This is a genomic window from Salinibacterium sp. NSLL17, assembly GCF_015864935.1.
Lineage (GTDB): Bacteria > Actinomycetota > Actinomycetes > Actinomycetales > Microbacteriaceae > Rhodoglobus.
This window is the reverse complement of sequence record NZ_JADYWH010000001.1, coordinates 1,122,150-1,134,487: the sequence shown is the minus strand read 5'-3', so window position 1 is coordinate 1,134,487 and position 12,338 is coordinate 1,122,150. Positions and strand designations below refer to the sequence as shown.

Annotated in this window: 14 protein-coding genes and 1 tRNA gene; 4 read left to right on the top strand and 11 right to left on the bottom strand. The window is 61.9% G+C overall.

The window, feature by feature from the left end; translation table 11 throughout:
- Positions 1-81: 81 nt before the first annotated feature.
- The 3 genes from I6E51_RS05485 to I6E51_RS05475 form a co-directional block, all read right to left on the bottom strand.
- Positions 82-1,314 (bottom strand): MFS transporter, encoded by a 1,233-nt coding sequence (locus I6E51_RS05485; RefSeq protein ID WP_197109647.1) that lies wholly within the window; start codon positions 1,312-1,314, stop codon positions 82-84.
- Positions 1,311-1,787 (bottom strand): MarR family winged helix-turn-helix transcriptional regulator, encoded by a 477-nt coding sequence (locus I6E51_RS05480; RefSeq protein ID WP_197109646.1) that lies wholly within the window; start codon positions 1,785-1,787, stop codon positions 1,311-1,313. Before I6E51_RS05480 ends, I6E51_RS05485 begins: the two co-directional genes overlap by 4 nt.
- A 77-nt stretch (positions 1,788-1,864) precedes the next feature.
- Complete coding sequence (locus I6E51_RS05475; RefSeq protein ID WP_197109645.1) at positions 1,865-2,173, bottom strand: hypothetical protein; 309 nt, start codon at positions 2,171-2,173, stop codon at positions 1,865-1,867.
- Positions 2,174-2,468: 295 nt separating this feature from the next.
- Between I6E51_RS05475 and I6E51_RS05470 the strand changes: the two genes are divergently transcribed.
- Positions 2,469-2,930: an SRPBCC family protein gene (locus I6E51_RS05470; protein ID WP_197109644.1), complete on the top strand. Its 462-nt coding sequence runs from the start codon at positions 2,469-2,471 to the stop codon at positions 2,928-2,930.
- An 88-nt stretch (positions 2,931-3,018) separates the two neighbouring features.
- On the opposite strand, the gene I6E51_RS05465 is transcribed toward I6E51_RS05470, so the two are convergent.
- Positions 3,019-3,423, bottom strand: coding sequence for a lipoprotein (locus I6E51_RS05465; RefSeq protein ID WP_197109643.1), 405 nt, complete (start codon positions 3,421-3,423; stop codon positions 3,019-3,021).
- 150 nt (positions 3,424-3,573) lie between these two features.
- Positions 3,574-3,645: transfer RNA gene (locus I6E51_RS05460), tRNA-Gln, on the bottom strand.
- Positions 3,646-3,747: 102 nt separating this feature from the next.
- On the opposite strand from I6E51_RS05460, the gene I6E51_RS05455 reads away from it, so the two are divergent.
- Positions 3,748-4,299 carry a PadR family transcriptional regulator gene (locus I6E51_RS05455; RefSeq protein ID WP_197109642.1) on the top strand — a complete coding sequence of 184 codons (552 nt, stop codon included), beginning with the start codon at positions 3,748-3,750 and terminating at the stop codon, positions 4,297-4,299.
- Positions 4,296-4,733, top strand: coding sequence for a hypothetical protein (locus I6E51_RS05450; protein ID WP_197109641.1), 438 nt, complete (start codon positions 4,296-4,298; stop codon positions 4,731-4,733). Before I6E51_RS05455 ends, I6E51_RS05450 begins: the two co-directional genes overlap by 4 nt.
- A 3-nt stretch (positions 4,734-4,736) precedes the next feature.
- Here I6E51_RS05450 and I6E51_RS05445 read toward each other — a convergent pair whose 3' ends face one another.
- Genes I6E51_RS05445 through I6E51_RS05425 form a run of 5 tightly spaced genes read right to left on the bottom strand, consistent with a single transcriptional unit; the run spans position 4,737 to position 10,191 of the window.
- Entirely contained in the window at positions 4,737-5,690 is a 954-nt protein-coding gene (locus I6E51_RS05445) for an NAD(P)/FAD-dependent oxidoreductase (protein ID WP_197109640.1), read from the bottom strand.
- On the bottom strand, positions 5,687-7,186 hold the full coding sequence (gene gltX / locus I6E51_RS05440; protein WP_197109639.1) for a glutamate--tRNA ligase: 1,500 nt from the start codon (positions 7,184-7,186) through the stop codon (positions 5,687-5,689). The genes I6E51_RS05445 and gltX overlap by 4 nt, the downstream gene beginning before the upstream one ends.
- A gap of 45 nt (positions 7,187-7,231) precedes the next feature.
- Complete coding sequence (locus I6E51_RS05435; RefSeq protein WP_197109638.1) at positions 7,232-8,002, bottom strand: fumarylacetoacetate hydrolase family protein; 771 nt, start codon at positions 8,000-8,002, stop codon at positions 7,232-7,234.
- Complete coding sequence (locus I6E51_RS05430; protein WP_197106137.1) at positions 7,999-9,105, bottom strand: branched-chain amino acid aminotransferase; 1,107 nt, start codon at positions 9,103-9,105, stop codon at positions 7,999-8,001. The genes I6E51_RS05435 and I6E51_RS05430 overlap by 4 nt, the downstream gene beginning before the upstream one ends.
- 39 nt (positions 9,106-9,144) lie before the next feature.
- Positions 9,145-10,191 (bottom strand): 3-isopropylmalate dehydrogenase, encoded by a 1,047-nt coding sequence (locus I6E51_RS05425; protein ID WP_197109637.1) that lies wholly within the window; start codon positions 10,189-10,191, stop codon positions 9,145-9,147.
- 133 nt (positions 10,192-10,324) lie between these two features.
- On the opposite strand from I6E51_RS05425, the gene I6E51_RS05420 reads away from it, so the two are divergent.
- The gene (locus I6E51_RS05420) at positions 10,325-10,582 is read left to right on the top strand and encodes a DUF6458 family protein (protein ID WP_197106139.1); all 258 of its coding nucleotides are present in this window, start codon (positions 10,325-10,327) and stop codon (positions 10,580-10,582) included.
- Positions 10,583-10,675: 93 nt separating this feature from the next.
- On the opposite strand, the gene serA is transcribed toward I6E51_RS05420, so the two are convergent.
- On the bottom strand, positions 10,676-12,268 hold the full coding sequence (gene serA / locus I6E51_RS05415) for a phosphoglycerate dehydrogenase (protein ID WP_197106140.1): 1,593 nt from the start codon (positions 12,266-12,268) through the stop codon (positions 10,676-10,678).
- Between the last annotated feature and the right edge of the window lie 70 nt (positions 12,269-12,338).

The window sequence follows — 12,338 nt, the reverse complement described above, 5'->3', positions numbered from 1 at the left end:
CCGCCCACCCTCCAGCTGGTTACTGGGCGTGGGCGGCTTTTCGTTGCCCGGAGGAGGTCGTGAGTGAAACGGCTGGCACCGTTAGCGGTCGCCAGCCGCGATGACTTCGGCTTCTTCGGTGATGCTGATCTCTGCGCCATCCGCTTTCCGTAGGCGTGTGCGCCCGAGGATCACGATGAGGGTGGCGACGAGCACGGAGCCTGCTGCGGCGTAGAACGGGGTTGCCGGTGAAATAGCGGCGGCGAGAATGGTGGCGGCGGGTGGGGCGATGGCTCCCCCAAGGAAGCGCACGCCGGAGTAGGCGGATGACGCCACCGAGCGTGGCAGGTCGGTGGCTTCCATGACGCATTCGGTGAGCACGGTGTTGAGCACGCCGAGCAGCATTCCGCCGACGACGACACACACGATGAGGCCGGGGCCGGAGCCGATGAAGAGCGCGGCCGCCACGAGGTCGAGAGCGAGCAGAGGCAGCACGAGCCGGAGCACAAGGGTGCGTGGCAGGCGGTGCGTGAGCAGCGGCGCGACCCACACGGAGGTGACAGCGAGCGAGAGCCCCCAGCCGAAGAAGATGAAGCCGAGGGTCATGGCACTGCCAAAGCCGAGCGGAACCAGGGCGAACGGCGTGTACGCGAGCAGCACGAAGAACGCGATGTTGTAGAACAGCGCTGCGGCGGCGAGCACTCCGAGCGCGGGGTTGGCTAGGGCGCGGAAGGGCGCTGAGAGCGGCGTTGGGGTGGGGCGCGCAGCATCCGTTTTCATGACGGTCACGATGCCGATAAAGCCGATGGCCATGAGGGTTGCGGTGCCGAAGAACGGGCCGCGCCAGCTGATGCCGCCGAGGAGTCCGCCGAGGAGTGGCCCGATCGCGATGCCCAGGCCGAGGGCTGCTTCGTAGAGGATGATCGCCGAGCTCGTGCCTCCGGATGCCGCGCCCACGATGGTCGCGAGAGCCGTCGAAATGAAGAGGGCATTACCGAGCCCCCAGCCGGCGCGGAAGCCGATAACCCATTCGACGTTGCCCGACAAGCCTGCGGCGAAGGCGAACAGCACGACGAGGGCGAGGCCGATGAGGAGGGTACGTTTGGCGCCAATGCGGCTCGAGATCCAGCTCGTGAAGAACATGGCGAGACCCGTGATGAGCAAGTAGCTCGTGAAGAGCATCTCGGTTTCCGTGGCTGTCGCCTGCAGGTCTTGGGCGATGGCGGGAAGGATCGGATCCACAAGGCCGATGCCCATGAAGGCGATCACGGAGGCGAAGGCTACCGCCCAGACGGCGCGCGGTTGGTGCAGGATGCTGCTGGTGGCGCGGGTCATGATTGTCCTTCTGGTGGTGCGGTGACGGGGGCGCCCGGTGCGAGGTCGGCTGCGGCATCCGCTCGTTGGCCGATGATTTCGACGGCGCGGCGCAGCACGGCCACGTCGTCGGTGTCGAGGTCGGCGAAGAGCGGGAGCATGGCTCCGGCGAGTTCGTCGCGCCAGGCGATGAGGGCATCCGCACCGGCGGTGGTGACGGCGATCTGGGAGGCGCGGGCGTCATCCGGATCGGCGAGGCGGTTGACCCACCCACGTTCGGTGAGGTTGCTGACGAGCTTCGTGGCGGTCGGCTGGGCGACGCGGCTGAGTTCGGCAAGTTCGCCCAGGCGCATGGGCCCGCCGGAGTTGAGCACGCTGAGGGTGCGCCACACTGCGGGCGATTCGGAACTGCCGGTGGCGCGCGCGGCTAATCGCGTGAGGCGCTGGTTGACCGATACGAGGTCGCCCAGCAGGGAGAGAAGCGAAGTTGGCATTCCTCCACTATACATAGCCCGGCTATGTAAATTAACCGCCGCGATTAGGCCGTGAGCCGACGACTCCCCCGCACTGCCTACTCAGCACACTCCAGCAGCGTGTAGTTCCATCCCTGATCCTCGGCGGTGGTTTTGATATCACCCGCGTAGTCGTCGATCGGGACTATGCCGATTGCCCCGGCGTTGATGTCAGGGCACTGTGCCACGATCACCCAACGCCCCGCAGGCTCACCGCCGTCATAGCTGGGCTCGACATCGAGAAGCGGTGTCGATAGGTCGTAGATGTAGAGGTCACCCGGGAGCAATGGCGTGGCGTCGAGGAGCGTCATCCCGATGACGCTGTCGTACCGCGGGGGCACCCCAGCACAGGCGCTCAGGCCAATCACTAGAGAAATACTGGCGACCCCGAAGCCTAATTTCCGCACTCCCCTGCGGTACGCCTCTCTTCTAGACAACAACAGGGACGCCGATTGGCGTTGAGACCGGTGGACGAAGGCGGGACGTACTGCTCACTTCAACTCCCTTGGTCGTGCTGAATCACTGCGCTGATCGTACTCGGCCCCACGTCGCTGCGCGATAGTTTTCTTTCCAGAATGAAGCGACCTGCGAGATCTGTTGAATCGGCACCAGCGATGAGAACCGCACCCTCCAGACTCGCGTTGGTGAACGTATGCTCAACTTATGACCCAGTTGATCGTGCTCGATACCGTATTCGATGCCCCGATCGCTGAGGTGTGCGCACTGTCACTGAGCGTGAATCTGCACCTCGATTCGATGACGCACCACCGCGAAAAGGTCATCGCGGGTCGCGCGACTGGCCAGTTCGTCGAGGGCGATGTCGTCACCTGGTCGGCACGCCACTTCGGCCTGCCGCTGCGGTTGACGATCCGAATCTTTGACGTGGATGCTCCGCACCGGTTTGCGGATGAACAAGTCCGCGGCCCTTTCGCCGCCTACCACCACGAGCATCTCTTCGAAGAGATCGACGGCCGCACCCACATGCAGGACCGCCTCACCTTCGCGGCCCCCTTCGGGCCACTCGGGCGTCTCGCCGAGAAACTGTTCCTCCGCCGCTACATGCAGAGGCTGCTCGAGGAGCGCAATGCTGCCTTATCGACCGTTTTGTCAGAGCGTCGCAAATAGGAACGAACTGACCGCGTCGCGCGAAAGTTCTAAAGCATGAAGCGCCCCGACCGCCTCATCACTCAGCCGGAGCACCCACTCGATCAAACTAGTTCTTCTTCAGATCGACGATCGTCGTTGTGCCGAGAGCTGAGACTTCGTAGCTGACCACGCCACCTTCGTAAGTGAATTCCTTACTGTCTGCCGTTGACGCAAGTAGCGCAGAATCAGTCGCCTCTTCGTTTCGTTCAGAGGTCCAGGTGTAGGGTTCGCCACCGTCGACGGGGGCTTCAAACGTTCCCACCCAATAGGTCGAGACCGTGTCCCCTCCATCCGAAACCCATTCGATCGTGATTTCGTCATCGGAGATTTTCGCTTGCTGGTACGCATCCGTGCTGGCGGAATTGCTCTGCTTCCAATCTCCGGTTAGATCCGCCGGGCCAGTCGCCCCAGCCGCACATCCGCTCAAAACCAGAACGGCACCAAGAGCGGCAATAATTGTAATTTTCTTCATGTTTCACATATTGGCAGGAGCCGCAGACAATCACCGCCCCCCAGTGCGGGTGAGCAGCGAGGCGCACTCCGCAGTCCGCCCGCACGGCACCGGCAAAGAAAAAGCCCGGCGTGAGCCGGGCTGGGTGGGAGTTTTTCCCTAGATGTTTTGCTGGGGTACCTGGACTCGAACCAAGAACAAAAGAATCAGAATCTTCCGTGTTGCCAATTACACCATACCCCACAGGATTCAGCCGCAGCCGAACCGATTTACTACTTTAGCGCATCCTGAGCGGGTTGTGGTTCACTCCTTGACGCCATATAGGACTTGTCCTATATTCAGAGCATGTCCCTCCTCCACGCTGTGCTCGGTTTCGTCGCGATTCAGCCCATGACGGGCTATGAACTCGGCAAAGCATTCTCGACAACTGCCGCACACTTCTGGCCAGCCGATCAGTCGCAGCTCTACCGCACCCTCCACCGCGCCGAAGCCAACGGCCTTGTTGAAAGCACCACCGTCGAGCAGGCAACCCGACCCGACCGCCGCCTGTACACGCTGCTCGAACCAGGCCGCGAAGCATTGGAGGCGTGGCTGGCCTCGCCCCTTGAGCCAGACAACTCCCGCGAACCTTTTCTCTTGCGGCTGTTCTTCGCCGCGTCACTCGGCACCACTGGCGTTATCGAACTGCTCGACCAACGTCGCTCCGCTGCCGTGGAACTTCTCACCACACTCGACGCTCTCGCATCGAGCACACCCCACAAACCCTCGAAAGCCACTCTCGCCATTCAGCTGCAATACGCAACGCTCGAATCGGGACGAGCCCACGCGCGGGCCGAGATCACGTGGCTCGATGAACTTCGTGCCCAACTCGCCGACCACAAGGAGTCCACCCGATGAACAAGAACACCAACGTCATCCACCGCGCTGCGCGCATCGGCGCCACCATCGCTGCCGTGCTCTTCACCCTCGTCGCACTCTTCCAACTCGCCGTTGTGCTCGGAGCGCCCCTCGGCGAATACACCCAAGGCGGGGCGAACAAAGGCACGCTCCCCACTCAGGGCCGCATCTTTGCGGGCGTCTCTGCCGCCCTCGTTCTCGTTATGGCGGCAGCAATGCTTGCTCGCACCGAACGCGGTCCCCTGAGATTCGCTCCACGCCGGCTCATCGCCGTGCTCGCCTGGATCACCACCACCTATGCGGGTGTGGGCGTCATCCTGAATCTCATCACGCCAAGCGCCGTCGAACGCGCCGTCTGGGCCCCCGTCACCGCCGTGATGTTCGCGGCGTGCCTCGTCACCATGCTGCTGACCCGTGGTCGCGCGGCGAAGTAACCCCTAGAGCAAGTCGCGGTTGATAACCGCGGCAACCTCAGCGCCGTCGCCCGCGGCCACGATGAGTTGCTGGGGGCCGGGCGGGGTGGCGTCACCAATCGCATAGGCTCCCGCCGTGCTGGTGCGGCCGGCAGCGTCCACGACGATCAGGCCCTCCGCGTCGAGTGCGAGCTGCAGGCCCGCCGCAAAGTCGAGCACCGTCTCATAGTCGGGGCGCACAAATGCCGCTTCACGCGGGATCGTCTCGCCGTCGGCAAGCACAACACCGTTCAGGCCATCACGGTCACCCGCGACATCCGCCACCTCACGACGATCCACGCGAACACCACGCTCCGCGAGCATCGCCTCATCAGCGTCACTCACCTGACCAATGCCCTGCGTGAAGACAATCAGATCGCGGCTCCACTGCGAAAGCAGCAGCGCCCGCTCCGCCAGGTCATCCGTGTGTCCGATCAAGGCAATCGGCTTATCCGCATACTCGTAACCGTCACACTCCATGCACGAATGGATGCTCGTGCCATAGAACGCGCGCAGCATTGGCAACTTCGGCAGAACCTCGCGCAACCCGGTCGCGATCAGCACGGTGCGGGTCGTGACCGCTCCCCCGCGATACGTCACCGTGAAGCCGGCGCCGACGGTCGCAGGGGCGGCCCCAGGAGCGCTAGCGGCATCCGCACCATCAGCAGCGACCAGAGGCTCGATACCCTCCACAATCGTGCGCTCGAACGACACGTTCGGATACTGCTCAAGCTCCTCCCGGCCCATCTTGCGAAGCTCGAGAGGAGAAATACCATCGCGGCTCAAAAAGCCGTGAGAGTGGAACGTCGCCGAATTGCGGGGGCGATTGCTATCGAGCACGAGAGTGCGACGACGTGCCCGCGCCAGATTCAGGGCAGCACTCAGTCCGGCCGGTCCGCCGCCGACAATGACAACATCCCAGTCGAACTGCTCACTCATAGCTGGGCGCGCAACGCCTTCAGGCGAACCAGTGACGATTCCTTGCCCAACAGTTCCATCGACTCGAAGAGCGGCGGGCTGATGCGGCGACCAGCGATCGCACTACGCAACGGGCCAAACGCGATACGCGGCTTCATCTCTTTCACTTCGATGAGCTCGGCGCGCAGGGCGGCCTCGATGGCATCGTGCGTCCACGTCTCAAGATCAGTCAGCACGGCGATCGCGGCATCCAGAACTTCGGGGCCTTCGGCCTTCGGCATCGCATCGGCGTCGACGGTGAGATCGGCATCCGCCGTGAACAAGAACTGCAACAGTGCGGGAGCATCGCCCAGCAACTGCATGCGCTCCTGCACGAGAGGTGCGGCAGCAGCCAGTGTCGCGAGCTCAGCCTCGGTCGGCTCAGCCGAAATGACGTCAGCGGCAACGAGGTACGGCACGAGACGGCCGGCGAACTCTTCCGCCGAAAGCAGACGGATGTGGTCGCCATTCAGCGACTCTGCCTTCTTCACGTCGAAACGGGCCGGGTTCGGGTTCACGTTCTCTACGTCGAAGGCGGCGATGAGCTCGTCGATCGAGAACACGTCGCGGTCGGGAGCAAGCGACCAGCCCAGCAGCGAGAGGTAGTTGATGAGCCCCTCGGGGATGAAACCGCGGTCGCGGTGCAAGAACAGGTTCGACTCGGGGTCGCGCTTGGAGAGCTTCTTGTTGCCCTCACCCATCACGTAAGGAAGGTGACCGAAGCGCGGGATGGCGTCGGTGAGGCCGATCTCGATGAGTGCCGTGTAGAGGGCGATCTGGCGAGGTGTGCTCGAGAGCAGGTCTTCACCGCGCAGCACGTGCGTGATGCCCATGAGCGCGTCATCCACCGGGTTCACGAACGTGTAGAGCGGAGCACCGTTCGGGCGCACCACAACGAAGTCAGAGAACGAACCAGCGGGGAACGTGATGTCGCCACGAACTAGGTCGTCGAAGCTGAGGTCAGAGTCGGGCACGCGCAAACGCAAAGCCGGCTTGCGGCCCTCTTCTTTGAATGCGGCGATCTGCTCAGCGGTGAGGTCGCGCTCAAAGTTGTCGTAGCCCTGCTTGGGGTCGCGACCGTTCGCCACGTTGCGGGCCTCGATCTCTTCACCCGTCGCAAATGACTCGTAGAGGTGACCGGACGCCTTCAGCTTCTCGATGACCTCAAGGTAGATATCGGTGCGCTGCGACTGACGGTAAGGCTCGTTCGGCCCACCGGTCTCCACGCCCTCATCCCAGTCAAGCCCCAACCAGCGCATGGCGTCGAGAAGCTGCAGATAGCTCTCTTCGCTGTCGCGAGCGGCATCCGTATCTTCAATACGGAACACCATCTTGCCGCCGGTGTGACGCGCATAGGCCCAGTTGAACAGGGCAGTGCGGATCAGCCCAACGTGGGGCGTACCGGTAGGTGACGGACAAAACCGAACGCGAACGTCGGAAGCGGTTGCAGTAGAAAATGGAGCAGACATTGCCACCATTCTAAGCCGCAGAACCGCCCTCTGCAGGCGGTTCTGCGGCAGCGCCTACTTGGCGATAGAACGAACCGGGTTGCTCAGCGTGCCAATGCCCTCGATCGTGATGTCGACAGTGTCGCCGTGCACGAGCGGGCCAACACCGGCAGGCGTGCCCGTGAGAATAATGTCACCGGGCAACAGCGTGAATGCGGCCGAAGCGTAGACGATCTGCGCAGCAACAGAATGAATCATCTGGTCGACGGTGCCGTCTTGCTTGAGGTCACCATTCACCGTGGTGCGGATGCTCTGCGAGCCCACCTCGAACTCGGTCTCAATTACCGGCCCAAGCGGGCAGAACGTGTCGAAGCCCTTGGCGCGTGACCACTGGCCATCAGACTTCTGCAGGTCGCGAGCCGTGACGTCGTTGGCAATCGTGTAGCCGAAGATCACACTGTCGACATCGGCTTCAGCGACGTTCTTGGCAATGCTGCCGATGATGACGGCAAGCTCACCCTCGAACGCGACCTCGTCCGACTGCGGAGGCAACATGATCGCATCGCCGGGGCCCACGACAGACGTGTTCGGCTTGATGAACATCATGGGAGCATCCGGAACCTCGTTGCCGAGTTCCTTCGCGTGCTCGGCATAGTTGCGACCGAACGCCACCACCTTCGAGCGCGGGATAACCGGTGCCAGCAGCTTGATGTCCGCGAGCGGCAAACGCTCATCGGTGGTCTCGAAACCGTTGAACATCGGGTCACCCGTCAGCACAACAATGTCGTCGCCATCGATGATCCCGTAGCGGGCTCCCGTGCCAGCACTGAACCGAGCTACCTTCATGCGTCAAGCCTCATCATCCAGCCGTGCTTGTCTTCGCGACGGCCATATTGGATGTCGGTGAGCTCTTCGCGCAGCGACATCGTCAGTTCGCCGGCGGGAGCATCCGCCGACCCAATCTCAATACCGTCACCCTTGAGCAGAGCAATAGGCGTGATCACTGCGGCGGTGCCACACGCGAACACCTCGGTGATATCACCCGAGGCAACGCCTTCGCGCCACTCTTCGAGAGTGACGCGGCGACGCTCAACCTTGTGACCGCGGTCTTCGGCAAGCTGAAGCACCGAGTCACGCGTGATGCCCTCAAGAATTGACTCGGAGTGCGGCGTAACGAGGGTTCCGTCTTTCTTGACGAGAACAACGTTCATGCCACCGAGCTCTTCGATGTACTTGCCCTCTTCGGCATCCAGGAACAAAACCTGGGCGCAGCCCTGATCTGCAGCTTCTTGCTGCGCGATGAGCGACGAGGCGTAGTTGCCGCCCGTCTTGGCCGCCCCGGTACCGCCCTTGCCTGCGCGCGTGAAGTTCGTGGAAATCCAGATCGACACCGGAGCGACGCCACCGGTGAAGTAGGCGCCAGCAGGGCTCGCGATCACGTAGTAGTTGACCTTCTTGGCCGCGCGCACACCGAGGAATGCTTCTTTCGCGAACATGAAGGGGCGCAAGTAAAGGCTCGTCTCCGGAGCGCTCGGCACCCAGTCAGCATCAACCGCGATGAGCTGCTTGAGCGAGTCGATAAAGGCGGGAATAGGCAGTTCGGGCAGCGCCATGCGGCGCGCGGAACGCTGCAAGCGCGCACCGTTCGCCTCGGGGCGGAACGACCAAATGGAACCATCTTCGTGCCGGAACGCCTTAAGGCCTTCGAAAATCTCTTGACCGTAGTGCAAGACCGCTGCAGAAGGGTCGAGCTGGATGGGGCCATACGGCTGCACGCGCGGCCGGTGCCACCCGCCCATCTCTGACCAACACACGTCGACCATGTGGTCGGTGAAGTTCACGCCGAAGCCGGGGTTAGCCAGAATCGCGTCGCGCTCTTCGACCGAGCGAGGTTCTTGGTTCTTCTTCACCATGAAAGTGAGGGGGCGATCAGCCAGCAGATTCTTCATCAAATGTCCTTAATGACGTACAGCCATAATGGCGGTGGGTTAATTCTGCGCTACAGCGTCGGCAATTGCACTGCCAATCTCAGACGTGGACCGTGCCGTGTCGCCACGGGTGCTGAGATCGGCTTCAACGGCCGCAGTGACGCGGGCCGCGGCATCCGATTCGCCGAACTGTGACAGCAGCAATGCAATCGACAGGATTGCCGCCGTGGGATCAGCGAGTTGTTTGCCCGCAATGTCGGGCGCTGAGCCATGAACCGGCTCGAACATGGAGGGGAATTCCCCGCTCGGGTTCAGATTGCCGGAGGCGGCCAAACCAATGCCGCCGCTGATGGCTGCTGCGAGGTCTGTAAGGATGTCGCCGAAAAGGTTGTCGGTGACGATAACGTCAAATCTACTCGGATTTGTGACCAGGTAAATCGTCGCCGCGTCGACATGCATGTAATCGACGTCAACCTCGGGGAACTCGGCCGCCACCCGGTCAACCGTCGTCTGCCACAAACCACCCGCGTGCACGAGCACATTGGTCTTGTGCACGAGCGTGACCTTCTTGCGGTCGCGACCCATCGCCTGCGCGAAAGCGAACCGAACAACGCGCTCAACACCGAACGTCGTATTAATCGACACCTCAGTGGCAATCTCGTGCGGTGTGCCGGTGCGGATGCGCCCACCATTGCCCACGTAGGGGCCCTCGGTGCCCTCCCGCACGACAACAAAGTCGACCTCGCCGGGGTTGGCCAGCGGTGACGTCACGCCAGGGAAAATCTTGGTTGGGCGGAGGTTCACGTGGTGATCAAGCGCAAAACGCAGCTTCAGCAACAGGCCGCGCTCGATGATGCCGCCCGTGAGGCGAGGATCGCGCGGGTCTCCCCCGACAGCGCCCAGAAGGATCGCATCGTGCTTCGCGAGCTCAGCAATGTCGGAGTCTTCAAGAATGGTGCCCGACTCAAGGTAGTGAGCCGCACCAAAGGGAAACTCGGTGGGTGCGACATCCACACCGGTTGCCTTCAGAACCTTGAGGGCCTCGGCCACAACTTCTGGCCCAATACCATCACCGGGAATGACTGCAAGCTTGATCTGAGAAGGCATGTAAATACAGTACCGCTGCGGGGCTACTCGCGGCGTCGAGGCAGCAGCTTTGGAGGGCCGGATGCGGGCTCGCTATGCCTTTCCTGAACGTAACCTGATTGCGCGCTGGATCAGGCGCGCTAAAATTGGGCTCATGAGTATTGGAACCGGAATTGTCCTTGTCGTGATCGGCGCGATTCTTACTTTCGCGCTCGATTTCCAAGTCGAAGGCGTCAACATTGACCTCATCGGCTACATCCTGATGGCCGCGGGAGCTGTAACTTTCATCATCGGGCTTGTACTAATGATGCGTAAGCGCACCTCTGTTACCACCGTGCACAACGGAACAGACGGCGCAAATGGCTCGGTCAGCGAGCGCCGCACCACCACAACCCCCGACGAAACCATCTAACGACCACCACGTTCAACACACACAAAAGGCGCGTCCCGAAAGTCGGGGCGCGCCTTTTGTGTTGCTCACACCACGAGGGCGCGAACGAAGTGACTAAGCGTCGACGATGTCGATCGCGTGCACGTAGCGAGCGTCAATGCGCTCGGCAACCGTGGCGAGCACATCGGCGGATGCCTGCGAGTCAACCGTGAGCACGGAGAGTGCGTTGCCGCCTTCGCTTTCGCGCGCGATCTGCATGCCAGCGATGTTGATGTTGGCCTCGCCGAATTCCTTGCCGAAGACGGCAACGATTCCGGTGCGGTCTTCGTACATCATGACGATGAGGTGATCCGCGAGCGGAACCTCGATGTCGTAGCCGTTGATCTCGACGATCTTCTCGAGCTGCTTGTTTCCGACCAGGGTTCCCGAAACAGAAACCTGCGAGCCGTCAGCAAGCGAACCACGAATGGTCAGCAGGTTGCGGTATTCGGAGCTCACGACATCCGTAATCAAACGAACCGTGAGGCCACGCTGCTCGGCAAGAACCGGAGCGTTGACGTAGCTGACCGTCTCGGAGACAACGTTCGTGAAGATGCCCTTGAGAGCAGCAAGCTTGAGTACGTTGACATCGAATTCGACGATCTCGCCGCGAACCTCAATATCGACACTGGTGAGCGGGCTGTCGGACAGACCAGAGAAGACCTGGCCAAGCTTTTCCATGAGCGGGATGCCGGGGCGCACGCTCTGGTCGATAACGCCACCAGCAACGTTCACTGCGTCAGGCACCAGCTCGCCACCGAGGGCAAGTCGAACCGACTTGGCTACCGAAACGCCAGCCTTCTCTTGCGCTTCTGAAGTCGAAGCACCCAGGTGAGGGGTGACAATGACGTTCTCGAGCGACAACAGCGGCGACCCTGTGGGCGGCTCGCTGACGAACACGTCAAGACCGGCGCCGGCAATGCGACGCGACTTGAGTGCCGTGTAGAGAGCGTCTTCGTCGATGAGGCCACCACGGGCCACGTTCACGATGTACGCGCTCGACTTCATGCGAGCAAACTGCTCAGTCGAGATCATGCCCGTGGTCTCAGGAGTCTTGGGCATGTGGATCGTGATGAAGTCCGAACGCTCAAGCAGCTCGTCGAGCGAGACGAGCGTGACGCCCATCTGCTGCGCGCGAGCGGCCGTGACGTAGGGGTCATACGCGATGATGCTGGTGCCGAAGGCCTGCATTCGCTCGGTGATGAGACCACCGATACGGCCGAGGCCGATGATGCCGATCGTCTTCTCAAACAGTTCGGTACCCGAGTACTGCGAGCGCTTCCACTGCCCCTGCGCGAGAGCGCTGGAGGCAGCCGGAATGTGACGCGCGAGGCTCAGAATGTGCCCGACGGTCAGCTCGGCAGCCGAGATGATGTTGGAAGTAGGGGCGTTCACAACCATGACACCAGCAGCGGTAGCCGCCTTGATGTCCACGTTGTCGAGGCCAACACCGGCGCGCGCGATGACCTTCAGGCCAGGCGCGGCAGCGAGAGCATCGGCATCCATTTGGGTTGCTGAACGGATGAGAACGGCCTGCGCGTCAGAGAGCGCAGACTTCAACGCGTCACGGTCAGTGCCGTCAACGTTTCGAATCTCAAAGTCGGGCCCGAGGGCGTCAACTGTTGCGGGGGAAAGTTCTTCGGCGATCACAACGATCGGCTTAGCCACAGATCTGATCCTTCAATTCGCGGGGACTTCGCGCTAACACAACGAAGGCTGCTTGAGTAGACAACTACTG